The organism is Escherichia sp. MOD1-EC6819 (assembly GCF_002965765.1).
In the GTDB taxonomy this organism is placed as follows: domain Bacteria; phylum Pseudomonadota; class Gammaproteobacteria; order Enterobacterales; family Enterobacteriaceae; genus Escherichia; species Escherichia ruysiae.
Window position 1 is genome coordinate 73,626 of the sequence record NZ_PTRG01000005.1, and the last position, 24,471, is coordinate 98,096.

Below are 24,471 nucleotides of genomic sequence, written 5' to 3' on the forward strand. Positions count from 1 at the left end.
TGCTGTACTCCATCAAAAATCAGCCCGGCGGCGGAAAATACCGCCGCCGATGTCATTAGTCCTTAAACACCTGCGCCAGCAGATTATGGAAATGGGCGATACCGTGTTCGGAAATACCGCTACCGCTACTGTCGGCCATGATGCGCCCCTGCCCACGATAGCCACGCGATTTCAGCCCTTTCTGTACGCTTTCAACCAGACGTAAATCTTCCGGACGGAACACATCGCGATACCACTCAATCAGCGATTTTTGCTCATCGGTTAGCTCTTCATTGGTGAAGTAGATATCGTAGTTTTGCAGGGTAGTTTCAGAATCCACCGGGAATTCATAAATGACCGTCATCATCCCTTTGATTGGCGTCACGTTCAGCATAGTGCACGGCCACAGCCAGAAACCGTGGAACGCAGCGTCTGTACCTTCTTCAAATTTAAACGACTGTTCGGACGGTTTGGCGAAACCGTATTGCAGCGTCCAGTTGCCGTGCATGGTGTGCCAGTAACGATCAACCTGAACGGAGTCTGAGAAACCTGGATGCGCCGGACCACAGTGGTAGCACTCAAGATAGTTATCGACAATGTTCTTCCAGTTGGCAGGCGTGCGGGTGGTAAAGCGGGCCGCCAGTTTCAGATCGTGGACTTCCGGGCAGGCTTCCAGCACTTTTGCCGCCAGGCCTGGTAACTGATCTTCTACGCTGGTGGCGTTGGGATCCATATTGATGAAGACGAATCCGGCATATTCTTCCAGACGCACCGGAACCAGTTGCGCTTTGTCACTATCGAAATTGGCGACGTTTTCACAGTTACGCGCATGAGCCAGGTTGCCATCGAGTTTGAATGCCCAGGCGTGATATGGGCAGGTAATCACATTTTTCGCTTTCCCTTCACCGCTCAATAACTGATGACCACGGTGCGGGCAAACGTTATAGAACGCGCGCAAAACCTTATCACGACCGCGTACCAGCACGATGCTTTCGCCAATGATCTCACGCGTCACGTAATCATTGGCATTCGCCAGCTCGCTACTGTGAGCGACGCAAATCCAGCTTTTGGCGAAGACGTTCTCTTTTTCATGTTCAAAGGCGTTCTGATCAGTATAAAAGCGGGCAGGAATGGTCCACGCTTCCTGTGGGTTAGCGCAAAAATTTCCGGGTAGTACAAAGTCAGGGCTCAGATTGCTCATAGGGATACCTTTATCGTTAGGATGATGGCGCTCAGTTGTCGCCTTTGAATACGGTTCCCGCAGGGAGCACTGGCGTTTTTTCCGGGGCTTCAACCGGTGTCTGCGGGAGATAATGTTCAATTTGATGAGCCGGAATATCGGCGTAATCCTGTTTCAGCCAGCGAATAAGTCCGCCCACTTTCACCAGTAAAATGGCGAGAAAGGGAAGGGCTGTAAGTACGACGGTAGTTTTCATGGTTTCCAGCGATGCACCGGTAAACAAGATGGAAAGCGGGATCAGGGTGATTACCACGCACCAGAAAAGACGCAGCCCACGGTCTGGATCATCACCTTCCTGAAGATTCCGCGTACTGGTCGCCGCCATGGTGTAGGCCACCGCATCCATATGCGAGGCGAGGAAAATAATCATCACGCCCAGATAAGCGGCGAGGAACAATTTACCGGCTGGCAACGACATCAGAACTTGTTGAACAGCCGTTTCACCGCCCAACGTTTCCAGCACCTGCGGAACGTTGATTATCCCTTTGATAAACTGATGAATGGCGAAGCTTTCCATCACGCCGAAGAAGAACCAGCAGCCGACGGTGCTACCGAGGATCAGCCCCCAGATAACTTCTTTGATCTTACGACCACGTGATACGCGGGTGACAAACATTGCCACGCCGGGGGTGTAAGAGATCCACCACAGCCAGTAGAAAACGGTCCAGTTGCGGGTAAATGAACCATCGCCAAGTGGATCGGTAAATAAGCTCATCTGTAAGAAGTTTTGTGTGGTCAGGCCGATGGCATTGATGATGCTGTTGGTAATAAACTCGGTTGGACCGACAATCAAAACCAGCAATGGCAGCAGGAACGCGCCCCAGCCGACCATTTTGCTCAGACGTTGTAAACCGTTGTTGATACCTATCCACGAGCTTAGGCAAAAAATGCCGCCGGAAAGCAGGATCACAAATGCCTGCACGGTGAAGTTATCGGGTAAACCGGTCAGCGCGGAAAGCCCACGGGTAAAGGTTGCTGCGGTGACAACAAGGGAAATGGTCAGTGCGCCGACAGTGGCGATCAGGAACATTAAGTCCACCAGTTTTCCCCATGGGCCTTGCGGGCGAACGCCGGTAATAGCAGCAATAATGCCGGAAAGACTCAGCCCTTTATTTTTCCGCACATGAAAGTGGTAAGCCATGATTAATGAGGCCAGCGTATAAGTTGCCCAGGCGCTGATGCCCCAATGGAAAAAGGAGTAGGGAACGCTAAATTCCAGTGCCTGCTGTGAACGCGGCACGATATTTAAACCCGGCGTTTGATAATAATAGGCCCACTCCGCTACGCCCCAATAAAGCGTGGAGGAACCTAATCCGGCGCAAATAAACATAAACAGCCAGGAGAGCGTACTGTATTCCGGTTTACCTTCGCCAAGACGAATATTGCCGTATTTGCTGGTGGCTAAATAAATTACCAGCCCCATTGCCAGCAAAACTAATACCTGTACGGCGGAACCCAGCGTGCGGGTAACTAAACTGTATATTGCGTTGGCCGCGTCGGCCGACTGTTGCGGAAAAAGGCTTAATGTGGCTGCGATGAAAAGAATGGCCACCAGGCTGATGCTAATCAGCGGCAAATCTTTTTTCTTAACATTGCTCATCATGAGTCATCTCCTGGGCATAAAAGCCCGTCGCTGGCTTTTGCCAGTTGTAATTATTTGCAGGGTAATGAACTTTTGTCGTGTTTAACAAATTGATTATTTGCATGTTACATAAATTAAACAATTAAGAATACGGAAAGCCATAAAACACGAAACGGAAACAATAAAAGGTGAAATGACGCAGGTTATTTACTGTAAAGAACGAATAAAAAAACCGCGTCAGTGACGCGGTTCAAATAAACTGGTTTGACCTTAACGCAAAATAATTTTGCAAATCGCGTCGGCAACCTGTGGCGTGGTGGCATTACCTTTCATATCGGGTGTTTTCGGCCCGTGAGCAATCACTTCTTCAATCGCTGCCAGAATGCCGTTGTGCGCTTGCTGGAAACGCTCATCGCCATTGCCAAGGAAATCCAGCATCATTGCCCCGGCCCAAATCGTGGCGATAGGGTTGGCAATATTTTTACCGTAGATATCTGGCGCGGAACCGTGGACTGGCTCGAAGAGCGACGGGAAAGTGCGCTCCGGATTCAGGTTGGCTGAAGGCGCAATACCAATCGTACCGGTGCAGGCTGGGCCAAGATCGGAAAGAATGTCGCCAAATAAATTAGATGCTACCACCACATCAAAGCGTTCCGGCTGCATCACAAAGCGCGCGCAGAGAATATCAATATGCTGCTTGTCCCAGTGGATTTCCGGGTAATTTTCTGCCATTGCTTCTACTCGCTCATCCCAGTACGGCATACTAATGGCTAAACCGTTAGATTTCGTGGCAGAAGTCAGGGTTTTGCGCGGGCGGCTTTGTGCCAGCTCAAAAGCATATTGCAAAATGCGATCGACGCCACGGCGGGTAAATACCGATTCCTGGATGACAACCTCATGTTCCGTTCCTTCATTCAGTCGACCGCCCAGAGACGAGTATTCGCCTTCCGTATTTTCGCGCACCACGTAAAAATCGATGTCGCCAGGCTGTTTACCCGCCAGTGGGCAGGGAACGCCGGGAAAGAGGCGTACCGGGCGCAGGTTAACGTACTGATCAAACTCGCGGCGAAATTTCAGCAGCGACCCCCATAACGAAATATGATCCGGAACGGTGTCCGGCCAGCCGACGGCACCAAAGTAGATAGCGTCGAAACCGCTGAGTTGTTCATGCCAGTCGTCCGGCATCATTTTGCCGTGATGGCTGTAATACTCGCAACTTGCCCACTCCATCTGCTCAAAACTTAAGGCAAAGCCCCAGCGTTCAGCAGCAGCTTGTAACACACGAATCCCTTCAGGAAGGACTTCTTTGCCAATCCCGTCTCCAGGGATCGCAGCAATACGCATTGTTTTCATCATTAGGTTCTCACTTCCTGATCAGCAAAATTGACAACTCCACCATCCTATAATTGACTGATCAGGAATTAATCCCCGCAACTGGTGAAACATAAAACACGAATCATGAATAATTTACCGCTGCTGAACGATTTGCGCGTCTTTATGCTGGTGGCTCGCCGGGCCGGTTTTGCTGCCGTGGCGGAAGAATTAGGCGTTTCACCGGCTTTCGTCAGCAAGCGCATCGCCTTGCTGGAGCAAACCTTGAACGTGGTGCTATTACACCGCACCACCCGTCGCGTCACCATTACCGAGGAAGGCGAGCGGATTTATGAATGGGCGCAGCGGATTTTGCAGGATGTCGGGCAGATGATGGATGAGCTTTCCGACGTGCGCCAGGTGCCGCAGGGAATGCTGCGTATTATCAGCAGTTTTGGGTTTGGACGGCAGGTGGTAGCTCCGGCACTGTCAGCACTGGCGAAGGCGTATCCGCAACTGGAGTTACGTTTTGATGTGGAAGACCGGTTGGTCGATTTGGTCAATGAAGGGGTCGATCTGGATATTCGTATTGGCGACGACATTGCACCTAACTTAATTGCCCGCAAACTGGCGACCAATTACCGTATTCTCTGCGCATCGCCGGGGTTTATTGCGCGATATGGTGCACCGAAACATTTAACGGATCTTTCTGCGTTACCCTGCCTGGTCATAAAAGAGCGCGATCATCCGTTTGGTGTCTGGCAATTGCGCAATAAAGAAGGTCACCATGCCATTAAAGTCACCGGATCGATGTCGTCTAATCATGGTGAAATTGTCCATCAGTGGTGTCTCGATGGGCAGGGAATTGCGTTGCGCTCCTGGTGGGACGTTAGTGAAAATATTGCCAGTGGGCATCTGGTACAGGTTTTACCTGAATATTATCAGCCAGCAAATGTCTGGGCTGTTTATGTCTCAAGGCTGGCGACATCCGCAAAAGTACGGATTACGGTAGAGTTTTTGCGCCAGTATTTTGCAAATCATTACCCGAATTTTTCACTGGAATGAGTGCAATTTTTTACTCTATTCTCAGGTTGTTGTCAGGTTAAAACCTGATTTTCTCCTTTCTAAGCCGTTGCGGATTGGTTAGCATATTCACCTTTAATCGCGCATGATCCAAAGAGAATTAAAGAGGTTAATGTGTTCGCAGAATATGGGGTTCTGAATTACTGGACCTATCTGGTTGGGGCCATTTTTATCGTGCTGGTGCCAGGGCCGAATACCCTGTTTGTGCTTAAAAATAGCGTTAGTAGTGGAGTGAAAGGCGGTTATCTTGCGGCCTGTGGTGTATTTATTGGCGATGCAGTATTGATGTTTCTGGCGTGGGCCGGTGTAGCAACCTTAATTAAGACCACACCGATATTATTCAATATTGTACGTTATCTTGGCGCGTTTTATTTGCTCTATCTGGGGAGTAAAATTCTTTACGCAACTCTGAAGGGTAAAAATAGCGAGGCCAAATCAGATGAACCTCAATATGGCGCTATTTTCAAGCGTGCGTTAATTTTGAGTCTGACCAATCCAAAAGCCATTTTGTTCTATGTGTCGTTTTTCGTACAGTTTATCGATGTTAATGCGCCACATACGGGGATTTCATTCTTTATTCTGGCGACAACGCTGGAACTGGTAAGCTTCTGTTATTTGAGCTTCCTGATTATTTCAGGTGCTTTTGTCACGCAGTACATTCGTACCAAAAAGAAACTGGCTAAAGTGGGCAACTCACTGATTGGTCTGATGTTCGTGGGTTTCGCTGCCCGACTGGCGACGCTGCAATCCTGATGCTTTCAGCCCGCGTTGTCGCGGGCTTCCCATCTGTAATCCTCCCTGATTCTTCTCTGATATGGTGCTATAAAGTAACCAATAAATGGTATTTAAAATGCAAATTATCAGGCGTACCCTGAAACGGCTGGAATAAATGGTTTTCAGCACATTTACCGAAGGAGGGAAAAGGATGCTGCAAATCCCACAAAATTACATTCATACGCGCTCAACACCTTTCTGGAATAAACAAACTGCGCCTGCCGGAATATTCGAACGTCATCTTGATAAAGGAACGCGTCCGGGTGTTTATCCACGCCTGTCCGTTATGCATGGGGCGGTCAAATATCTCGGCTATGCTGATGAACACAGCGCAGAACCTGATCAGGTGATCCTCATCGAAGCAGGTCAATTCGCAGTGTTCCCGCCGGAAAAGTGGCACAATATTGAAGCCATGACTGACGATACTTATTTTAACATCGACTTCTTCGTTGCTCCTGAAGTCCTGATGGAAGGTGCAAAACAGCGGAAAGTCATTCATAGCGGGAAATGAATTATGGGCAAAGCAACGTATACCGTAACCGTCACCAATAACAGTAATGGCGTTTCTGTCGATTACGAAACAGAGACGCCGATGACATTACTGGTGCCAGAAGTGGCGGCTGAAGTGATCAAAGATCTCGTCAATACCGTGCGCTCTTATGACACGGAAAATGAGCATGATGTTTGTGGTTGGTAATTATTGCTAATGTAGATGGCGCTAATTCTGCGCCATTGTAAAAAAAATGCTCTGTGACACATATCACAATTCTTGCCTCTCTTATGTTGTGCTATGCTTTTTATCAGCGACTAACCCGCTAATGCAAAACAGATAAGTGAGGAAACAATGGGCATTCTGTCATGGATTATTTTTGGACTTATTGCCGGTATTCTGGCGAAGTGGATCATGCCTGGTAAAGATGGTGGTGGATTCTTTATGACCATCCTGCTGGGAATTATCGGTGCCGTAGTTGGTGGATGGATCAGTACACTGTTTGGTTTTGGCAAAGTCGATGGCTTCAACTTTGGTAGTTTTGTGGTTGCCGTGATTGGTGCGCTTGTCGTGCTGTTTATCTACAGAAAAGTCAAAAGTTAATACTGAAAAGTACAAAGGCTGCCTACAGGCAGCCTTTGCTATTTTATCGACGCGGAATTACCACCATCCCAGCTCGGTGCCAAGAACGGCAATAATCGCCACGCCCATCATAATAATCGTTGTTTTTTTCATCTTTATGCCCCTGGGGCCGCATAGCCACCAATAAAAAACCACGCTAAAAATACGACTGCCGTAATAAAGATCACGACGGGAAAAACAATACCGATTCGCATGTTACCACCAAAGAAAAGGATGTGAATACGCCTCAGGAGTGCCTGTCTGAATGCGCGACAAAAGGGGTTTTCAGTTTGTGTTTTTTCTCCTGATACATCGCGATATCGGCAGCATGTAGGGCACTGTCGGCATCGGTGGTTTCAGGATCCACTTCTACTACGCCAAGACTGGCGCCAGGATAAAACAGATCAATATCACCCAAGTGATATTCTCCACGTATTTGCTGTTGGATACGCTCACGCAGTGACTGGATATCGGCGTTTTCATTAGCCAGGGAAACGACCAAAAATTCATCACCGCCAAGACGACCAATAATCTCGCCATTCTGATGTAGCCTGGTGAGGCGCTCGCCAACCTGAATAAGAAACAGATCGCCACTATTGTGGCCAAATCGGTCGTTGATTAATTTGAAGTTATCCAGGTCGATAAAAGCAATAATTGCCTTACGCTTCAGATGCCGAGCGAGGGAAAACAGCGTCGTCAGATTATCAAAAATCGCCCGCCGATTCGGCAGGCCGGTCAAAGAGTCGGTGTAAGATTGCGCAATCAGAGCGGCATTGGCTTCACGTAATTGCTCAACCAGCGCCTCTTTTTGAATATATTGTGCAATCAGTCCGGCGAATAGCTGCAAAACCTGCTCTGCGCGTTCACTCCACGGGCGCTTTTCACTGCTGGCGGCGCAAAGCGTGCCATAGAACGAACCATCCGGTAAGTGAACCGGCGTGCTCAGGAATGTGGTAATACCGAGATTGCGCGCCGCAATGCAGTCACCCCAACGGTCGGGAACTTCATCGCTGAAAAAACAGTTTTCATCAATGGCGCGTTTGCACAACGAGTAATCCCACGAGACGGTAAAATTCTCCGGGATGTGCATTTTCTGGCTGTTACGGGCAAACAGGATATGTTGCAGACGTGCGTCAATATCCACCTTTGTCAAATAGGTCGATTCCATGTCGGTGACCATTTCCAGCATCTCCAGAAGTTGCCGAACCAGACTTTCCAGAGAATGTTCTGAGGCGAGTGACTGCGAGACGCGGGCAATAATCTGATCTGACACGAAAGAACTCCAGGATACGGCGGGTAAAATGCTGATTATTTAATCTTTGCAGGCATGATAAAACATCATCAAAGAAGATGAAACTAGCCGTAATATATTTTAAGTGAATGTAAAATAAATAGTGCTGCAAAACAAAACGATACCGCGATACTCTAAGGCGTAGATAAACGTGTGAGATCAACGAATGAAAATTATCAGTTTTACTCTGCCTTGCCTGTTAATTCTTGCGGGATGTTCAACCACTTCTCAGCCCGATGCACCAAAACCGCCGCATGTTGGGATGGCGAATCCGGCGTCGGTCTACTGCCAACAGAAAGGCGGTACGCTCATTCCCGTGCAGACATCGCAAGGGGTCAGCAACAATTGCAAATTACCGGGCGGTGAAACCATTGATGAATGGGCATTATGGCGACGGGATCATCCGGCGGGTGAAAAATAACCGCCGGATGCCAGGCTAAAATCACAAGCTTCGCAGCCAGTCGGCCAGCACCAGCGCATGGTTTTGCGTGGTATTTTTTGCTGAGTAGAGCAGGGTCAGCGGCTGTTTTTGGGCGATTTCCGCCAGCCGCTTCCCTTCTGGCTCGTGTTGCGCCAGTTCTGCAATATATTGTTCGCGAAAGGTTTTAAAATCGATCGCTTCGCCGTGAAAGGCTTTGCGCAGTTCCGTTGACGGCGTGATCTCTTTGTCCCACTCATCAAGTGCTAAGTCTGTTTTCTTGATACCACGCGGCCAGAGACGGTCGACCAGTACGCGATAACCATCGCTCTGTTCAGCCGGATCATAAACGCGTTTACACTGAATATTCATCGTGTTTGTTCTCCCTTTCACGCATGATTTGCCACGTCACTATAGCACCGGACATCAATGAATTTCTTTGTCTCTTCCGGCGCAAAGTCCAAAAATCGCCATCAGCAGTGAAAGAATTGCGACAACAATCAGTGGCGTGGACCAGTCACCGTTAGCATCGTGTATTTTACCCATTAGCGGCGGCCCACAAGCTGCCAGCAGATACCCGACGGATTGTGCCATACCCGAAAGAGCAGCAGCCTGATGCGCAGAGCTTGCTCGCAGTCCGATAAACGTTAGTCCAAGTATCATTGTTGCCCCGGAACCAAAACCGAAAAGCAGAGTCCAGGTGACAGCGTGTGCTGGCATAAAGCAGAGCCCAACCGCACCCACTGCGCACATTAAGGCGACCAGAGCGGCAATACCGCGCTGATCTTTCACATGATGTAAGAAAAGTGGGATCAGCAAACCGGGAGCTGCAGTAGCTAATTGCAACAAACCATGCAGCGAACCTGCCTGTGCCTCGCTGTAGCCGTGGCTGATGAGGATCGCCGGAAGCCAGCCGATAATCACGTAATAGACCAGTGAGTTGATACCGAGAAACAACGTCACTTGCCAGGCAAGCGGCGAACGCCAGATACGCCGGGTATGTAAGGCGCGTGAGGTACTCAAATTCACATGTTGTTGATTACGCCATTGCGGCAGCCATATAAATAGAGCCAGCAGAGGAAAACACATCAGCATAAGCAACGCGCCCTGCCAGCCAAAACCGTTCAAAGCCAGCGGCACCACCAGAGCTGACCCCAGCGCCGCTGCAGCGCCCATCGTCAGGGAATATGCGCCGGTAAGTCTGGCGACGGAATGGGGAAAATCGCGTTTAATGAGACCAGGTAGCAAGACATTCCCTAATGCAATCCCACAGCCAATGATAATCGTACCGCCAAATAATAAGTAAGCCGAAGGAAGAGAGCGAATTGCTATGCCAGCACAAATCAAAAGTAATGCAGCCACCAGACTGCGCTCTATACCAAAACGACGAGCCACCGACGCGGCAAGAGGGGATATCAGGGCAAAGGCTAGTAAAGGTAAGGTCGTCAGTAACCCTGTTTGCGCTGTCGTCAGTGAGTAAGCGGAACGAATGGTATCCAGTAACGGTGCTACGCCGGTGAAGGTAACACGGAGTGTGGTGGCAATCATTAGAACGCCGGCTATCAGGACAATCCTGTTTTTGCCGCTTAATGAAGTTGAACGGATCATAGATATCTCATTGTTACAAGCGAGGCTGTACCTTAGCGTTTTTATTGCTATGTTGAATCAAGCTAAAATGACAAATTATCGCTAAATTCGGACAAAATGATGCACAGGTTAAATCTCAATGGTTATGAACCCGATCTTCACCATGAAACGGCGGTCGCATTTTGTATTCATGCCGGAAAGGATGAATTGACCAGTCCTGTACATCAGCACCGCAAAGGACAACTGATACTGGCGCTGCGTGGAGCCATTACCTGTACGGTGGAAAATGCGCTGTGGATGGTGCCGCCACAATATGCAGTATGGATTCCCGGTGGTGTGGAGCATAGTAATCAGGTAACAGCGAATGCCGAGCTTTGTTTTTTATTTATTGAGTCCAGTGCGGTGATAATGCCGGGCAAATGTTGCACGCTGAAAATTGCGCCTTTATGTCGTGAATTAATTTTAACGCTGGCAAAAAGAACAGCAGCTCAACGTGCTGAACCAATGACGCGCAGATTAATTCAGGTGCTGTTTGATGAACTTCCTCAGCAACCGCAACAACAGTTGCAGTTACCCGTTTCTTCACACCCCAAAATCCGCGTGATGGTGGATACGATGGCAAAAGAGCCCGTTGAATGGGGGACATTAGGGCAATGGGCAAATTTTTTTGCGATGAGTGAACGCAATCTCGCCAGGTTGATAGTTAAAGAGACGGGATTGAGCTTTCGTCAGTGGCGTCATCAGTTGCAGCTCATTCTGGCACTTCAGAGGTTAGTGAAAGGCGATAGTGTTCAGAAAGTGGCGCATATGCTGGGGTATGATTCAACAACGGCTTTTATTACCATGTTTAAGAAAGGCCTGGGGCAAACCCCAGGCCGATATATTGCGGGATTAACTACTGTTTCCCGATGATCAGGGAGACCAGACCTGCGGCAATAAGCGGACCGACCGGCACACCGCGAAACAGCGCCACGCCTAAAATCGTGCCCACCAGCAGCCCGGCAACCAGTTGCGGCTGACTGCCCATCAAGGTCACGCCGCGTCCGCCAAGCCAGGAGACAATAACGCCTACTGCAATTGCCACCAGCGATTTCCAGTTCAGAAACGAGTGAATAAGTGTCGAGGGTGGCAGTGTCCCGCTGGCTACAGGAGCCATTACGCCGATAGTCAGAATGATTATCCCGATACTCAGTCCTTGTTTTTCGATCCACGGGAAAAAGGTGCTTAACGGTGTGACGCGGACAATGATCAACACCAGAATTGAAACAGCGACAGTGGTGTTGTGGCTGATAAAGCCCAGCGCAGCTAACCCGAGCAGGATCAGCAAAGTGACATCAAACATCGTGGTTTCCTTGCCAAAAAATAATAAACCTGCCTACTTTACGCCTGCTGATGAGAGGAAGCAGAGAACAATTACGTGCTATGCATAAAAAATCAGGCAAATTGTCATCAAATTGCCATTTGTGCGCGCTAACAATAACGTGAAAACAGGTATCTCCTGGGATAAGACCATGAACGATCAAATGCTCGTTGAGACACTGATTATCACGTCATCGTTTTTTGCCATTGCAGTTGTGCTGGTGCTGTCTGTTCTGCTTATTGAACGGAGCAGCTAATTACGTAGTACGACGGAATTTGACCAGCTCTGGTTGTGCAATGCGTAAATAATCTGTGGTGTTCAGGATAACGGATTTATCCAGCATACCCGCATTGAAGGCGATCTCATCGAATCGCTCAAAAAGTAGCGGGTCGGCGACCAGTTTGAGTTTTGGATGGAAGCTGAATGGAGGGATAGCACCGAAGACACAGCCTGTCAGTTCATCGACTTCAGCCGGGCTGGCCAGCGAAGCACGCAACCCACCGATATGGCTGGCGAGTTGGCTAAGGTCGGCCTGTTGATCGGCAGCGAGGATCGCCAGAACATGCTGATTTACGCCATTACCTTTGACTTTACACACCAGTGCCTTAGCACCCTGACCCAAAGCGGTGCCACGAATTTCTGACACCGCTTCGCATTTACCCACCGCGTCGTGGGTAACGATGCGGAAGTTAGCGCCTTCTTGTGATAATAAAGCGATTAACCGCTGATGCGTCACGCTTCCTTTAGCCATTTCAGTCATTTCACGCTCCTGGGATTACAAGCAAACAACCACAGAAGATTATCATGAACGGCTGTTTTTGTTCTGCTTATTGACATATAAACGCTCATCGGAAGCTTTATATGCATCATGCAGCGTATCGTTTTCTTTCATCGCGTAAATACCGGAAGAGAAGCCGATCTCTTTCTGCGGCGCGATATGTTGCAGACGTTTTTCGATACGTTCAGGCAGTTGTGCTGCAATTTGCGGCGTCGAATCGACAAGAATGATACAGAATTCATCGCCACCGAGACGGATAGCATAATCGCTTTTACGAATCGACTGTTTAATCGCCTGAGCTAATAACGTAATGGCTAAATCCCCCTCCTGATGACCGAGGGTGTCATTTATTTGCTTTAACTTGTCCATGTCAATTGCAATAAACATCACCGAAGAACCGGACTGCACCAGTTTCTGCAAACGCTGCTCAAGTTCAGGCGTTAATATTTTGCGATTATACAGCCCGGTCATCGCATCACTGATATTTTCACGAGTCACGTTTTGGTACAGGCGGAAGTGCATCCGTACCATGTTGAGTAATATCAATGCTGTCAGCAGCCAGAATACAACGCTTTTCCATGATGATGTAATAAAGTAAAGAATATCAATGGATAACGAAACACGAATGCCGCCAGGTAAGTCATGGACGTAACTGACATACTGAAACAGATTATCTTCGCTCTGATTGATAATAATGTCGCGTCCCGAATCTGTATCGGTTAGCGTAACATTGAGAAAACGCCAGAGGAGAGGGCGGTCATGAGTGTAAAAAATATTGCGCAGATTGTTTTTACTAATATCCAGCAACACAATACCTTTTAATTGTCCGGCAACATAGACGGGCGTCAGCAAACTCATCACGTTCTGTTTAGTACGCTGATCCTGGTAAATGCTTGATAATACGGTGCGACCGGTAAACACTTTTTCAATATCTTTACGATCAATACCAATGCTTCCTGATTGCAGGAAGGACCAGTTATTCATCGCGAAGTATTCAACATTTACCGGCTCATAAAAATAGACATAGCGATCATTGAGATCGAGATAATAGTGAAATTTCTCTTCGGCCATCCCAAGGCCGGAACCGTAATCATCCTGGTGGCGGTTACCTTCCACCGCCTGATCAAATGCCGGTAATAGCGCCGCTGCTTCGACAATTGTGTCGCAGTCAGTGGATGCAGTCTGCAATGTTCCGTGTAAATCTGCATAAGTATGGGCAGTCAGGTTTAAGCCATGGGTATTGTTGGCAGACTCAAAAGCCTCACAGATGGCCCGTCGCTGTTCTGGCGACACCTCAGACTGTTTAGCAGCAAGCGCGCGCATCACATGTGCGGCAATACTCTGATTTTGATACTTGTCGTAGAGAAAGGAGGAGTCTGCTTTCTGGACGATATAGCGCAAATAAGCACTCATTGCCCTGTCGCTGGCGACAAGTTCAAAAATAAGGAAGGAAGATGTCAGCACAATGACACTTGCGGCGATAAAATGCCGGAGCATTCTATGGTGCAATTTCATGATAAATGGCACTCCTTCGGTTAGTGAAACGAGAAAACCAGATAAAGTTCGATTGCGGCCTGGTACAGGGGCGCTAATTATACTCATCTCTGCGCCGCTGGGGAGGGGAAATTTAGGGGTATTGGTAATAAATTGTATGCCAAAGCCACGCAAAATGCATGGCTGTGAATAATTTTGCACTCAAATATGATGAATAATCACTTTGTTACCGCCATCGGTTTTCGCCTCACGTAACGCTTTATCTGCTTCTGTCATGACAAGCGAGATATTACGCGTATCACCCGTGGAAAAAACACAGCCAATGCTGATGGTCATTTGTTCAGGGACATTATATCTATTACTAAAACCGGTCAGGAGCTCGACATTTTTACGCACCCGATCGGCGATAATTTTTGCCTGGGCGGTATTCAATTCGGTAAATATCAAGCCAAACACTTCACCATCCAGACGTGCGAAGATGTCATCGGGGCGGATACTTTGCTGGATAATATCGACAATTGAAACCAGAACTTTATCGCCCACATGATGACCCCATTGAGCATTTATGCGTTTGAACTGGTTAATATCTACCAGCATAATACAAAAATCCTTCACAACAGGGCGAGAGAGTAATGACTCTACACTGTTGAAAAAGTGACGACGGTTATAAATATTGGTTAGTGCATCATGAACCGCCAGTTTGCTGGAAAGTTGTAGTTCCTGAAATATGTTATATATCAAGAAGGTGACAACAAACAGTTTACTCGAAACCTCAATGCCACGACTGATATACCAGATGGTATAATTATATTCATCCAGAGTCAGTAGTAACAAGTTACAGCAGAGCGATGCCAGACATAATAATGCAATTGACGGCCACATCTCGCTTGCTAATTGTGTACGCATGATAATAAAAAACAGTAAACACGCCCACAGACAAACCAAAATCTTGGTGTAGTTAATTCCCCAGCTCGCCGTATGACTATCCGGACAGTAATCTACGACATATAAAGAGTAGTCAGGATTATAGCTGCTCAGGTTATGTGCCAGAAAAGGGAAAAATATAAAAGGTATCAGCGCCAGCAACAAGATACAGGTTTTTTTCTTGTTGTTCGTCAGGATGCTATTTCGTCCATAACAGTAGAGAGCCAGTGCGGTTAAGAAAATAAAACTTAGCTGGCGAAATAGATATAATATGGAAACATCATTCGCCTTCGTCTGAATAAGGATGTTATCATTGATAGGTTTATGAATAATGAAAATGGTTTCAGTTAAATAGAAAAGACCACTTAAAAAAGCAAGGCTTAAAATGAGTGTTGGAAAAATATCACGATTAGTGAAATATTTCATTAGCATGAAAAGAAAGATGATGGAGTTGAGGAAAAATAAAGCCACAACAACCATCAGGTAATTCATCTGTGGGATGAGTTTTACATTGGTGTTTTCATTATATAAGGTGGTGATGCAAAATAAAATTAATGTCAGTAACAAGCTGAAAATAAAAAAGCTTTGTGCTTTTAATTTTTGTGTACCCATAGGAACCATAAAAAGGAGAGCAATGTGAGTGCTGGATTTTATTGATGGCAGAGATATATGGTTTTGACCAGGATCAAATTTCTTTGCCGATAAAAAAATAATTAAAGAATACCCCTGAAAAAAAGCGTGTTAACAGAATCATTTTTTCCGAATGATTTTTTTATGGAACTAAATTCTGTAAAGCTGATGCTGACATATTTAAAACAATTGTAAGGTAATGTATGTAATAAATGAATTAATTTACAGTGAGCTAAAAATCAGCCAGGTAACAATGACCCGGCTGACTATTTTAGTCTTTAGTCGTTGCATTTTGTTTATGGAATAGCTCGCGGAACACGGGATAAATATCATCCTGATCGCGTATATGCTGCATCGCAAAGTTTTCGAAAGTAGATTGCAGATGCTCATATTCCCGCCACAATGTTTGATGAGCGCGGCGGGTAATTTCGATATAGCTGTAATAACGAACAACGGGCAACAATTTTTTCGCCAGAATCTCATGGCAAAGCGGAGAGTCATCAGCCCAGTTATCGCCGTCTGACGCTTGTGCAGCATAGATATTCCACTGCGCCGGGTTATAACGCTCTTTCACCACCTCATCCATCAGTTTCAGGGCACTGGAAACAATGGTGCCGCCAGTTTCCTGTGAGTAGAAAAACTCATGTTCATCAACTTCTTTCGCCTGGGTATGGTGGCGGATGTAAACGACTTCGACGTTCTTGTATGTTCTGCTGAGAAACAGATACAGCAATATATAAAAACGTTTGGCCATATCTTTGGTGGATTGATCCATCGAACCGGAAACGTCCATCAGGCAAAACATTACGGCCTGACTGGAGGGATCGGGGCGTTTCTCATAATTCTTGTAACGTAAATCGAAGGTGTCGATGAATGGAACGCGTTCAATTTTGGCGCGTAATTCGGCAATCTCTTTGCGCAGCCGTTCCTCCTCCAGTAATTGCGCAGGTTCACTGTTGCTGATGATGGCCAGATTTTCTTCCAGAGCATGAAGTTCCCGTCGCTTGCCTGCGGTCATCGCGGTACGCCGCGCCAGTGAGTTCTGCAATGAACGCACCACGCTGATATTGGCAGGAACGCCGTTAGCGGTGTAGCCTGCCCGATGCGTTTTATATTCGGTCAACTGGCGTTGCTGGTTTTGTTTCAGATTTGGTAAGGCTAAATCTTCAAACAGCAGGTCGAGATATTCGTCTTTCGAAATCTGGAAGACAAATTCGTCCTGACCTTCACCGTCCTGGCTGGCTTGACCCTGACCACTGCCGGAGCCACCTCCGCCGCCCTGGGGACGTTCAATTCTGTCATTCTGTACAAAATGGTCATTGCCCGGATGAACGCGATGGCGCAGGCCGCCACGCCCCTGATGAAACATCGGTTCGCTAATATCTTCCGTTGGGATAGAAACGGACTCGCCGCTGTCGACGTCGGTCACCGAACGCTTATTGATGGCCTCGGAGATCGACTGTTTAATTTGCGCTTTATAACGGCGTAAAAAACGCTGGCGATTCACCATGCTTTTGTTTTTGCCGTTCAGACGCCGGTCAATAAACCAGGTCATATGCCCCCCGTACTGCATTTGCCAACAGTATGTTGCACCTGTATTGCCGGATGCGCTTTGCTTTTCCGGCCTACGGTTCGCTGTCATTGTCGGCCCGGTAACATGTGCACCGGGCCATTGTGTTAAGACGATTTACGTACGCGCAAATACCATTCGCACAGTAAACGCACCTGTTTACGGGTGTAGCCTTTTTCCATCATACGGTCGACAAAATCGTCGTGTTTCTTCTGCTCGTCGGTTGAGGTTTTGGCGTTAAACGAAATGACCGGCAACAACTCTTCGGTATTGGAGAACATTTTTTTCTCGATAACCGTGCGCAGTTTTTCGTAGCTGGTCCAGTTCGGATTGCGTCCGCTGTTATTCGCTCTGGCGCGCAGCACAAAGTTGACAATCTCGTTGCGGAAATCTTTCGGATTGCTGATCCCCGCCGGTTTTTCGATTTTCTCCAGCTCGGCGTTAAGAGATTCGCGGTCAAACAACTGACCGGTATCCGGATCGCGATACTCCTGATCCTGAATCCAGAAATCCGCGTAGGTAACATAACGGTCGAAAATGTTTTGCCCATATTCGGAATAGGATTCAAGGTAGGCCGTCTGGATCTCTTTGCCGATAAACTCGGCATATTTCGGGATCAGATAACCTTTCAGGAACTCCAGATAGCGTTCTGCCTGCTCTTGCGGGAACTGCTCGCGCTCGATCTGCTGTTCCAGGACGTAGAACAGATGGACCGGGTTTGCCGCCACTTCTACATGATCGAAGTTGAACACGCGGGAGAGGATCTTAAACGCAAAACGCGTCGACAGACCGTTCATCCCTTCATCGACACCGGCGTAGTCACGATATTCCTGATACGACTTGGCTTTGGGATCTGTGTCTTTCAGACTTTCGCCATCATAAACCCGCATCTTTGAATAAATGCTGGAGTTTTCTGGCTCTTTAAGGCGCGAAAGAATGGAAAAACGTGACAGCGTTTCCAGCGTGCCAGGGGCGCAGGGGGCGTGAGTCAATTCACTGTGATTAAGCAATTTCTCGTAGATTTTGATCTCTTCGGAAATGCGCAAGCAATACGGCACCTTCACGATGTAAACACGATCGAGGAAGGCTTCGTTGTTTTTGTTATTACGGAAAGTGACCCATTCGGATTCGTTCGAGTGGGCGAGAATAATCCCGTTGAACGGCAGGGCGGAGATACCTTCCGTCCCGTTGTAGTTACCTTCCTGAGTGGCGGTTAGCAAGGGATGCAGCACTTTAATCGGTGCTTTAAACATCTCAACGAATTCCATGATACCCTGATTGGCGCGGCACAGCGCACCGGAATAGCCGTAGGCGTCCGGGTCATTCTGCGCGTAGTGTTCGAGTTTACGAATATCGACTTTCCCAACCAGCGCGGAGATGTCCTGGTTGTTCTCATCACCGGGTTCCGTTTTGGCGATAGCAATTTGTTGCAGAATTGACGGCCAGACCTTCACTACCCGGAACTTAGTGATATCGCCACCAAATTCATGCAGGCGTTTTGCCGCCCACGGCGACATGATGGTGCCGAGATAACGGCGAGGAATGCCATACTCTTTTTCCAGAATCTGAGCATCTTCCTGCGGATTGAAAAGACAGAACGGATGATCGTTGACCGGGCTACGCTCACCGTTGGCGCTCAATACATAAATCGGTACGAGCTGCATCAATGATTTCAGTCGCTCAGCAAGCGATGATTTACCCCCACCCACAGGCCCCAGCAGATACAGGATTTGTTTCTTCTCTTCCAGCCCCTGAGCCGCGTGTTTCAGATAAGAGACAATCTGTTCAATCGCGTCTTCCATGCCGTAAAACTCTTCAAATGCCGGATAACGTGCTATGACCCGGTTAGAAAAGAGTCGAGAAAGTCTGGGTTCCTGGGCTGTATCGACCATGACAGGCTCACCGATAGCCATCAATAGCCGCTCAGCCGCGTTGGCATAAGCACTGCGATCTTGCCGACAAGTGGTAAGAAACTCCTGCAGTGTGAACTCTTCGTCCTTGGCAGCTTCATATCGCTGGCGATAGTGATCGAATATATTCATGGTATGCCGTCCTTTCGTTTTTTAGCACAGGTTAAGAGCCGTTCATATGAATAGTAGAGGCTCCCGGAAGAGGTAAACTGAACGACGTCGCTTGCTAAAACACAGCAACTCTCATGCCATCTTACCGACTGTGAGAACAACGTGCCCGGTGATACACCTTCAAAATTAAGCGTAGATGGCAATTGGAAAACTTGCCTGCATGGCTTTCTGGATTTCAATGGCATATCAACAACTCATCCATAAAAATTGCATAATTAATGTAAAGAATATTGCCGCCAGTAACGCAAAATTCATTCAGGTGTAAGCCCGATGTCATCAGCGTCAGGAAAATTAAACAGTTACCTTTAGAAATGAAAATGTAAAAAGGTTGGGTTTCGATGTATTGACGGGTAAACTTTGTCGCCCGCTAAACATTTGTTTAAGGAATGATTAATTGTGACCAAACTCAAACTTCTGGCACTTGGAGTGCTTATCGCAACGTCTGCAGGCGTAGCGCACGCTGAAGGTAATTTTTCCCTGGGCGCAGGCGTAGGTGTCGTTGAACACCCCTATAAAGATTACGATACCGATGTTTACCCAGTACCAGTAATCAACTATGAAGGCGATAACTTCTGGTTCCGTGGCTTAGGTGGTGGTTACTACCTGTGGAATGACGCAACGGATAAACTTTCAATTACCGCTTACTGGTCGCCGCTCTACTTCAAAGCCAAAGACAGTGGTGATCACCAAATGCGCCACCTGGATGACCGTAAGAGCACTATGATGGCTGGTCTGTCCTACGCACACTTTACCCAGTACGGTTATCTGCGTACCACCCTGGCAGGAGACACACTGGATAACAGCAACGGTATCGTGTGGGATATGGCCTGGTTGTACCGTTACACCAACGGCGGCCTGACCGTGACTCCGGGTATCGGTGTGCAGTGGAACAGCGAAAACCAGAACGAATACTATTATGGCGTATCGCGCAAAGAGTCCGCTCGCAGCGGTCTGCGTGGCTATAACCCGAATGACAGCTGGAGTCCTTACCTGGAGCTGAGTGCCAGCTACAACTTCCTCGGCGACTGGAGTGTTTACGGCACCGCACGCTACACCCGCCTGTCTGACGAAGTTACTGACAGCCCGATGGTGGATAAATCCTGGACTGGTCTGATTTCTACCGGGATCACCTACAAATTCTGATAATGCATCTTTCCAGGGCATTTTGTGCATAAAAACAGGGCGTCACGCCCTGTTTTGCATTACGGTGGTGCAAAAACCGGGAGGAAACAATGCAACAAAAAATGATTCAGTTCAGTGGCGATGTCTCACTGCCAGCCGTAGGGCAGGGAACATGGTATATGGGCGAAAACGCCAGCCAGCGCAAAACCGAAGTGGCTGCACTACGCGCGGGCATTGACCTCGGTTTAACCCTCATTGATACCGCCGAAATGTATGCCGATGGCGGTGCCGAGAAGGTGGTCGGTGAAGCATTAACCGGTCTGCGTGATAGAGTCTTTCTCGTCTCTAAAGTCTATCCGTGGAATGCTGGCGGACAAAAAGCGATTAACGCATGTGAAGCCAGTTTACGCCGCCTCAATACTGATTATCTCGATCTTTACTTATTACACTGGTCTGGCAGTTTCGCTTTTGAAGAGACTGTCGCAGCAATGGAAAAATTGATCGCCCAGGGAAAAATCCGCCGCTGGGGCGTTTCTAACCTTGATTATTCTGACATGCAGGAGCTCTGGCAGGTGCCGGGTGGAAATCAGTGTGCCACTAATCAAGTGCTTTATCATCTCGGCTCGCGAGGGATTGAGTATGATCTACTCCCCTGGTGCCAACAACAGCAAATGCCAGTGATGGCTTACAGTCCGTTGGCGCAGGCCGGGCGCTTACGTAATGGTTTGCTAAAAAACGCAGTGGTCAACGAAATAGCTCATGTTCATAATGCCACTGCCGCGCAAGTGTTGCTGGCGTGGGTAATCAGCCATCAGGGCGTGATGGCGATTCCAAAAGCGGCAACTATCGCCCATGTTCAACAAAATGCAGCTGTGCTTGAGATTGTGCTTTCGTCAGAGGAATTAGCCATGCTGGACAACGCGTATCCAGCACCAAAAGGCAAAACTTCGCTGGATATGGTGTGATGTTGAGATGTGCCGGATGCATCGCACCCGGCACATAAAACTAGCACAAATTAACGTTTGGCAACGCGAATGGATTGTGCCAGATGGGAAGGTTGCTCTTTAGTCACTTTTTGAGTTTCTGAAGCGTAAGCTGTTTCTACACAAACAAAAGTCTTGTAGCCATCATCCGGCATATCGCCCATGCTAACTGAAAGTGCCGGGCCAGGGTTCCAGCCGACGACGTTCAGATGATGCTGGTGACCAACGGTAATAGTACGATTCAACGCTTCGTCATTAATCACACTGCAATCTTGCGGATTCAGATACACGCGATCGGTACGATCAGGGAAGGTCTGAATACCGTCGGTCAGTACATCTTCTTTCGCATCGTTCACTTTATCAATGAAGCGATCGCCCAGACCACTGACGCTTACCTTAGCAATATCACCCACGTTAAAGTAAGTATGCAGAGCAGAGGTGGTTTCAAATTCGCCGTGCGCTTCAAGATCGATTTCACAGGTTTCACCCACGCGGAAATGCGCTAACAGCGTAAAGTCGTGCGGCCAGTATTTTTTTGTCTCGTCGCTTTGCGTCAGTTCGAAAGTCAGTGTCACGCTATCGGCATCTTCACTATGCGATTTCAGCGTCCACGGCAGAATACGGGCAAAACCGTGCGCAGGCAGACCTTGTTGTGCTGCCGGACCAAACCACGGCCAGCAAACCGGCACGCCACCGCGAATGGCGACGCCATTTTTGAACGGAGTGTTATTGCTCAACCACAGGACGTCTTCTTCACCCGCAGGTTTCCACGAGAGAAGGTGTGCGCCCTGTAATGTAAAAGAGGCTTTTACCTGGGGATGTTCGACCACAATAAGGTCCAGTTCATCCAGTTTACGACGGGAGAGGACAGGGGAAATTTGTTCGATGACCGGAAGGGCGAAAATTTTCTTAATCATGACGCAGTCCTTTAACTTCATTTCATCAGGTAAAAAAAAGAGCGACCGAAGTCGCTCTTTTTAGATCACAAAGTCATCTCAACTTATTTGGAGATGTGAGCGATCAGATCCAGAACTTTGTTGGAGTAACCGGTTTCGTTGTCGTACCAGGATACCAGTTTCACGAAGTTGTCGTTCAGAGCGATACCCGCTTTAGCATCGAACACGGAAGTGCAAACTTCGCCGTTGAAATCGGTAGATACTACGTCATCTTCGGTGTAGCCCAGAACGCCTTTCATTTCGCCTTCAGCAGCAGCTTTAACGGCAGCTTTGATCTGCTCGTAAGTTGCAGCTTTTTCCAGACGAACGGTCAGGTCAACTACGGATACGTTCGGGGTCGGAACGCGGAACGCCATACCAGTCAGTTTGCCATTCAGTTCTGGCAGTACTTTACCTACAGCTTTAGCAGCACCGGTAGAGGACGGGATGATGTTCTGGGAAGCGCCACGGCCGCCGCGCCAGTCTTTGTGAGACGGACCATCAACGGTTTTCTGAGTAGCGGTAGTAGCGTGAACGGTGGTCATCAGACCTTCGATGATGCCGAAGTTATCGTTGATAACTTTAGCCAGCGGAGCCAGGCAGTTGGTGGTGCAGGAAGCGTTGGAAACGATGTCCTGGCCAGCATATTTGTCGAAGTTAGCGCCTTTAACGAACATCGGAGTGTTGTCTTTAGACGGACCAGTCATAACCACTTTTTTCGCACCAGCGGTGATGTGTTTACGAGCAGTTTCGTCAGTCAGGAACAGACCAGTTGCTTCAGCGACAACGTCAACACCAACTTCGTCCCATTTCAGGTTAGCCGGATCACGTTCAGCGGTAACACGGATTTTTTTACCGTTAACGATCAGATGACCGTCTTTCACTTCAACGGTGCCGTCGAAACGACCGTGAGTGGAGTCATATTTCAGCATGTATGCCATGTAATCAGCGTCTAACAGGTCGTTGATTGCAACGATCTCGATGTCAGAACGTTTCTGAGCAGCACGGAAAACAATGCGACCGATACGGCCAAAACCGTTGATACCTACTTTGATAGTCATATATTCCACCAGCTATTTGTTAGTGAATAAAAGGTTGCCTGTAAAATTACAAAAACCTTACGCAGCGTCAAGCGGAATCGTGTCAATCATTGCGACAAATCAATCCTGTGCCTAAGCATTACGCGACTGACTCGCCTCACTCTTCCTTTGGGCTTGAGACCACATGGGGTCGGCGCCCCGAATTTTAAAGGGCAATTACGATAAAAATGTGATTTTTATCACGTTTTAAGTGCTGCCATTTCGTTGAGATCAAGTTTAGAACAAAATTTTGTGAGTTGGTGTTAATGTTTTGTTAGAATAAGTCACGTAATGTGAGCGTGATTAAAGTGAGATGTGAGCAAATGGCTAACAAACCTTCGGCAGAAGAACTGAAAAAAAATTTGTCCGAGATGCAGTTTTACGTGACACAGAATCACGGGACGGAGCCGCCATTTACTGGACGTTTATTGCATAATAAGCGCGACGGCATTTACCACTGTTTGATCTGCGACGCCCCTCTGTTTCATTCTCAAACCAAGTATGATTCAGGCTGTGGCTGGCCCAGTTTTTATGAGCCGGTGAGTGAAGATTCAATCCGTTATATCAAAGACTTGTCACATGGAATGCAGCGGATAGAAATTCGTTGCGGAAACTGTGATGCTCATCTGGGGCATGTTTTTCCCGACGGCCCACAACCCACAGGCGAACGCTATTGTGTTAACTCGGCATCATTGCGTTTTACTGATGGCGAAAATGGCGAAGAAATCAACGGTTGAAAAAACGATTCAGCAACTTATTCCACAGGAGCGGGAAAATTATGAATCTTGATGAAATAATCAACAGCATGACGCCTGAGGTTTACCAGCGTTTATCGACAGCCGTTGAACTGGGTAAATGGCCAGACGGTGTTGCCTTGACGGAAGAACAAAAAGAGAACTGTCTGCAACTGGTGATGCTGTGGCAAGCCCGTAACAATACCGATGCGCAGCATATGACTATTGATACGAACGGCCAGATGGTCATGAAGAGCAAACAACAGTTGAAAGAAGATTTTGGTATCACGGCAAAACCAATTGCCATGTTTAAGTGAATGAATTGTCCCCTTTGTAGCGCGTTTACGAAGGGAGGGGATAATCTTTACTGTCACGTGTTGGTTGTTTGATTTAACAACCAACATG

At 47.9% G+C, this 24,471-nt stretch carries 28 protein-coding genes; 12 read left to right on the forward strand and 16 right to left on the reverse strand.

Features of this window, described 5'->3' with window-relative positions; all coding sequences use genetic code 11:
• Positions 1–55: 55 nt before the first annotated feature.
• From yeaW to dmlA, 3 genes are all read right to left on the reverse strand, one after another.
• The gene (yeaW, locus tag A7Z06_RS08320) at positions 56–1,180 is read right to left on the reverse strand and encodes a carnitine monooxygenase, oxygenase subunit YeaW (protein ID WP_000067839.1); all 1,125 of its coding nucleotides are present in this window, start codon (positions 1,178–1,180) and stop codon (positions 56–58) included.
• 31 nt (positions 1,181–1,211) lie between these two features.
• Entirely contained in the window at positions 1,212–2,822 is a 1,611-nt protein-coding gene (gene yeaV / locus A7Z06_RS08325; protein WP_105279393.1) for a BCCT family transporter YeaV, read from the reverse strand.
• A 249-nt stretch (positions 2,823–3,071) separates the two neighbouring features.
• On the reverse strand, positions 3,072–4,157 hold the full coding sequence (dmlA, locus tag A7Z06_RS08330) for a multifunctional D-malate/3-isopropylmalate/tartarate dehydrogenase (RefSeq protein WP_000978478.1): 1,086 nt from the start codon (positions 4,155–4,157) through the stop codon (positions 3,072–3,074).
• A 102-nt stretch (positions 4,158–4,259) separates the two neighbouring features.
• Here dmlA and dmlR point away from each other — a divergent pair, with 102 nt between their 5' ends.
• From dmlR to A7Z06_RS08355, 5 genes are all read left to right on the forward strand, one after another.
• Complete coding sequence (gene dmlR / locus A7Z06_RS08335) at positions 4,260–5,177, forward strand: DNA-binding transcriptional regulator DmlR (protein ID WP_024165134.1); 918 nt, start codon at positions 4,260–4,262, stop codon at positions 5,175–5,177.
• 132 nt (positions 5,178–5,309) lie between these two features.
• Entirely contained in the window at positions 5,310–5,948 is a 639-nt protein-coding gene (gene leuE / locus A7Z06_RS08340) for a leucine efflux protein LeuE (RefSeq protein WP_000457214.1), read from the forward strand.
• Between the two features lie 172 nt (positions 5,949–6,120).
• Entirely contained in the window at positions 6,121–6,480 is a 360-nt protein-coding gene (yeaR, locus tag A7Z06_RS08345) for a DUF1971 domain-containing protein YeaR (RefSeq protein ID WP_000939314.1), read from the forward strand.
• Between the two features lie 3 nt (positions 6,481–6,483).
• Positions 6,484–6,666: a DUF1869 domain-containing protein gene (locus A7Z06_RS08350; RefSeq protein ID WP_000513737.1), complete on the forward strand. Its 183-nt coding sequence runs from the start codon at positions 6,484–6,486 to the stop codon at positions 6,664–6,666.
• A 147-nt stretch (positions 6,667–6,813) separates the two neighbouring features.
• Positions 6,814–7,062, forward strand: coding sequence for a GlsB/YeaQ/YmgE family stress response membrane protein (locus A7Z06_RS08355; protein WP_000512152.1), 249 nt, complete (start codon positions 6,814–6,816; stop codon positions 7,060–7,062).
• A 57-nt stretch (positions 7,063–7,119) separates the two neighbouring features.
• Here the strand turns inward: A7Z06_RS08355 and yoaJ are convergent, their stop codons facing one another.
• From yoaJ to A7Z06_RS08370, 3 genes are read right to left on the reverse strand one after another with little or no spacing between them, the layout of a single operon-like run.
• Positions 7,120–7,194, reverse strand: coding sequence for a protein YoaJ (yoaJ, locus tag A7Z06_RS08360; protein ID WP_094185027.1), 75 nt, complete (start codon positions 7,192–7,194; stop codon positions 7,120–7,122).
• 2 nt (positions 7,195–7,196) lie between these two features.
• Entirely contained in the window at positions 7,197–7,295 is a 99-nt protein-coding gene (locus tag A7Z06_RS08365; protein WP_032225340.1) for a YoaK family small membrane protein, read from the reverse strand.
• Positions 7,296–7,327: 32 nt separating this feature from the next.
• Complete coding sequence (locus tag A7Z06_RS08370) at positions 7,328–8,353, reverse strand: sensor domain-containing diguanylate cyclase (protein WP_010345834.1); 1,026 nt, start codon at positions 8,351–8,353, stop codon at positions 7,328–7,330.
• A 184-nt stretch (positions 8,354–8,537) separates the two neighbouring features.
• Here A7Z06_RS08370 and A7Z06_RS08375 point away from each other — a divergent pair, with 184 nt between their 5' ends.
• A complete protein-coding gene (locus A7Z06_RS08375; RefSeq protein WP_000691925.1) occupies positions 8,538–8,792 on the forward strand; it encodes a putative hemolysin in 255 nt (84 codons plus the stop codon).
• 21 nt (positions 8,793–8,813) lie between these two features.
• Here A7Z06_RS08375 and A7Z06_RS08380 read toward each other — a convergent pair whose 3' ends face one another.
• A complete protein-coding gene (locus A7Z06_RS08380) occupies positions 8,814–9,161 on the reverse strand; it encodes a DUF488 domain-containing protein (RefSeq protein WP_010345838.1) in 348 nt (115 codons plus the stop codon).
• A 54-nt stretch (positions 9,162–9,215) separates the two neighbouring features.
• Positions 9,216–10,397 carry a 2-nitroimidazole transporter gene (gene nimT, locus A7Z06_RS08385; RefSeq protein WP_000621407.1) on the reverse strand — a complete coding sequence of 394 codons (1,182 nt, stop codon included), beginning with the start codon at positions 10,395–10,397 and terminating at the stop codon, positions 9,216–9,218.
• Between the two features lie 96 nt (positions 10,398–10,493).
• Between nimT and A7Z06_RS08390 the strand changes: the two genes are divergently transcribed.
• Entirely contained in the window at positions 10,494–11,288 is a 795-nt protein-coding gene (locus A7Z06_RS08390) for an AraC family transcriptional regulator (RefSeq protein WP_000972229.1), read from the forward strand.
• On the opposite strand, the gene A7Z06_RS08395 is transcribed toward A7Z06_RS08390, so the two are convergent.
• Positions 11,272–11,718, reverse strand: coding sequence for a DUF441 domain-containing protein (locus A7Z06_RS08395; protein WP_000460713.1), 447 nt, complete (start codon positions 11,716–11,718; stop codon positions 11,272–11,274). The two genes, A7Z06_RS08390 and A7Z06_RS08395, sit on opposite strands and share 17 nt — an antisense overlap.
• A gap of 169 nt (positions 11,719–11,887) precedes the next feature.
• Between A7Z06_RS08395 and yoaI the strand changes: the two genes are divergently transcribed.
• Positions 11,888–11,992 carry a small membrane protein YoaI gene (yoaI, locus tag A7Z06_RS08405; protein WP_077629632.1) on the forward strand — a complete coding sequence of 35 codons (105 nt, stop codon included), beginning with the start codon at positions 11,888–11,890 and terminating at the stop codon, positions 11,990–11,992.
• On the opposite strand, the gene yeaK is transcribed toward yoaI, so the two are convergent.
• The 5 genes from yeaK to yeaG all read right to left on the reverse strand — a co-directional run bounded on the left by yeaK (position 11,993) and on the right by yeaG (position 19,174).
• A complete protein-coding gene (yeaK, locus tag A7Z06_RS08410; RefSeq protein ID WP_000138048.1) occupies positions 11,993–12,496 on the reverse strand; it encodes a mischarged aminoacyl-tRNA deacylase in 504 nt (167 codons plus the stop codon). It abuts the gene before it with no gap.
• Between the two features lie 42 nt (positions 12,497–12,538).
• Positions 12,539–14,029: a diguanylate cyclase DgcJ gene (dgcJ, locus tag A7Z06_RS08415; protein WP_010345844.1), complete on the reverse strand. Its 1,491-nt coding sequence runs from the start codon at positions 14,027–14,029 to the stop codon at positions 12,539–12,541.
• A gap of 180 nt (positions 14,030–14,209) precedes the next feature.
• Complete coding sequence (locus A7Z06_RS08420) at positions 14,210–15,553, reverse strand: sensor domain-containing diguanylate cyclase (RefSeq protein WP_094184963.1); 1,344 nt, start codon at positions 15,551–15,553, stop codon at positions 14,210–14,212.
• 280 nt (positions 15,554–15,833) lie between these two features.
• Positions 15,834–17,117 carry a YeaH/YhbH family protein gene (locus A7Z06_RS08425; protein ID WP_000219690.1) on the reverse strand — a complete coding sequence of 428 codons (1,284 nt, stop codon included), beginning with the start codon at positions 17,115–17,117 and terminating at the stop codon, positions 15,834–15,836.
• A 122-nt stretch (positions 17,118–17,239) separates the two neighbouring features.
• Positions 17,240–19,174 carry a protein kinase YeaG gene (gene yeaG, locus A7Z06_RS08430; protein WP_001019882.1) on the reverse strand — a complete coding sequence of 645 codons (1,935 nt, stop codon included), beginning with the start codon at positions 19,172–19,174 and terminating at the stop codon, positions 17,240–17,242.
• 435 nt (positions 19,175–19,609) lie between these two features.
• Between yeaG and mipA the strand changes: the two genes are divergently transcribed.
• Positions 19,610–20,356, forward strand: a complete 747-nt coding sequence (mipA, locus tag A7Z06_RS08435) for a scaffolding protein MipA (RefSeq protein WP_000163784.1) — start codon at positions 19,610–19,612, stop codon at positions 20,354–20,356.
• An 89-nt stretch (positions 20,357–20,445) separates the two neighbouring features.
• Entirely contained in the window at positions 20,446–21,300 is an 855-nt protein-coding gene (gene yeaE, locus A7Z06_RS08440; protein ID WP_001186372.1) for a methylglyoxal reductase YeaE, read from the forward strand.
• 50 nt (positions 21,301–21,350) lie between these two features.
• Here the strand turns inward: yeaE and A7Z06_RS08445 are convergent, their stop codons facing one another.
• Both A7Z06_RS08445 and gapA read right to left on the reverse strand, forming a co-directional pair.
• Positions 21,351–22,235 (reverse strand): D-hexose-6-phosphate mutarotase, encoded by an 885-nt coding sequence (locus A7Z06_RS08445; RefSeq protein WP_010345855.1) that lies wholly within the window; start codon positions 22,233–22,235, stop codon positions 21,351–21,353.
• Positions 22,236–22,318: 83 nt separating this feature from the next.
• Positions 22,319–23,314, reverse strand: coding sequence for a glyceraldehyde-3-phosphate dehydrogenase (gene gapA, locus A7Z06_RS08450; RefSeq protein WP_000153502.1), 996 nt, complete (start codon positions 23,312–23,314; stop codon positions 22,319–22,321).
• Positions 23,315–23,655: 341 nt separating this feature from the next.
• On the opposite strand from gapA, the gene msrB reads away from it, so the two are divergent.
• Both msrB and A7Z06_RS08460 read left to right on the forward strand, forming a co-directional pair.
• A complete protein-coding gene (gene msrB, locus A7Z06_RS08455) occupies positions 23,656–24,069 on the forward strand; it encodes a peptide-methionine (R)-S-oxide reductase MsrB (protein ID WP_001284610.1) in 414 nt (137 codons plus the stop codon).
• A gap of 41 nt (positions 24,070–24,110) precedes the next feature.
• A complete protein-coding gene (locus tag A7Z06_RS08460) occupies positions 24,111–24,383 on the forward strand; it encodes a YeaC family protein (RefSeq protein WP_010345857.1) in 273 nt (90 codons plus the stop codon).
• The last annotated feature ends 88 nt before the right edge of the window (positions 24,384–24,471 follow it).

Excerpts from the sequence above, each read along its gene's own strand:
- yeaW (WP_000067839.1), bottom strand. The coding sequence starts at position 1,180 with ATGAGCAATCTGAGCCCTGACTTTGTACTACCCGGAAATTTTTGCGCT.
- yeaV (WP_105279393.1), bottom strand. The coding sequence starts at position 2,822 with ATGATGAGCAATGTTAAGAAAAAAGATTTGCCGCTGATTAGCATCAGC.
- dmlA (WP_000978478.1), bottom strand. The coding sequence starts at position 4,157 with ATGATGAAAACAATGCGTATTGCTGCGATCCCTGGAGACGGGATTGGC.
- dmlR (WP_024165134.1), top strand. The coding sequence starts at position 4,260 with ATGAATAATTTACCGCTGCTGAACGATTTGCGCGTCTTTATGCTGGTG.
- yeaR (WP_000939314.1), top strand. The coding sequence starts at position 6,121 with ATGCTGCAAATCCCACAAAATTACATTCATACGCGCTCAACACCTTTC.
- A7Z06_RS08350 (WP_000513737.1), top strand. The coding sequence starts at position 6,484 with ATGGGCAAAGCAACGTATACCGTAACCGTCACCAATAACAGTAATGGC.
- A7Z06_RS08355 (WP_000512152.1), top strand. The coding sequence starts at position 6,814 with ATGGGCATTCTGTCATGGATTATTTTTGGACTTATTGCCGGTATTCTG.
- A7Z06_RS08365 (WP_032225340.1), bottom strand. The coding sequence starts at position 7,295 with ATGCGAATCGGTATTGTTTTTCCCGTCGTGATCTTTATTACGGCAGTC.
- A7Z06_RS08375 (WP_000691925.1), top strand. The coding sequence starts at position 8,538 with ATGAAAATTATCAGTTTTACTCTGCCTTGCCTGTTAATTCTTGCGGGA.
- A7Z06_RS08380 (WP_010345838.1), bottom strand. The coding sequence starts at position 9,161 with ATGAATATTCAGTGTAAACGCGTTTATGATCCGGCTGAACAGAGCGAT.
- nimT (WP_000621407.1), bottom strand. The coding sequence starts at position 10,397 with ATGATCCGTTCAACTTCATTAAGCGGCAAAAACAGGATTGTCCTGATA.
- A7Z06_RS08390 (WP_000972229.1), top strand. The coding sequence starts at position 10,494 with ATGATGCACAGGTTAAATCTCAATGGTTATGAACCCGATCTTCACCAT.
- A7Z06_RS08395 (WP_000460713.1), bottom strand. The coding sequence starts at position 11,718 with ATGTTTGATGTCACTTTGCTGATCCTGCTCGGGTTAGCTGCGCTGGGC.
- yoaI (WP_077629632.1), top strand. The coding sequence starts at position 11,888 with ATGAACGATCAAATGCTCGTTGAGACACTGATTATCACGTCATCGTTT.
- yeaK (WP_000138048.1), bottom strand. The coding sequence starts at position 12,496 with ATGACTGAAATGGCTAAAGGAAGCGTGACGCATCAGCGGTTAATCGCT.
- dgcJ (WP_010345844.1), bottom strand. The coding sequence starts at position 14,029 with ATGAAATTGCACCATAGAATGCTCCGGCATTTTATCGCCGCAAGTGTC.
- A7Z06_RS08420 (WP_094184963.1), bottom strand. The coding sequence starts at position 15,553 with ATGGTTCCTATGGGTACACAAAAATTAAAAGCACAAAGCTTTTTTATT.
- A7Z06_RS08425 (WP_000219690.1), bottom strand. The coding sequence starts at position 17,117 with ATGACCTGGTTTATTGACCGGCGTCTGAACGGCAAAAACAAAAGCATG.
- yeaG (WP_001019882.1), bottom strand. The coding sequence starts at position 19,174 with ATGAATATATTCGATCACTATCGCCAGCGATATGAAGCTGCCAAGGAC.
- yeaE (WP_001186372.1), top strand. The coding sequence starts at position 20,446 with ATGCAACAAAAAATGATTCAGTTCAGTGGCGATGTCTCACTGCCAGCC.
- A7Z06_RS08445 (WP_010345855.1), bottom strand. The coding sequence starts at position 22,235 with ATGATTAAGAAAATTTTCGCCCTTCCGGTCATCGAACAAATTTCCCCT.
- gapA (WP_000153502.1), bottom strand. The coding sequence starts at position 23,314 with ATGACTATCAAAGTAGGTATCAACGGTTTTGGCCGTATCGGTCGCATT.
- msrB (WP_001284610.1), top strand. The coding sequence starts at position 23,656 with ATGGCTAACAAACCTTCGGCAGAAGAACTGAAAAAAAATTTGTCCGAG.
- A7Z06_RS08460 (WP_010345857.1), top strand. The coding sequence starts at position 24,111 with ATGAATCTTGATGAAATAATCAACAGCATGACGCCTGAGGTTTACCAG.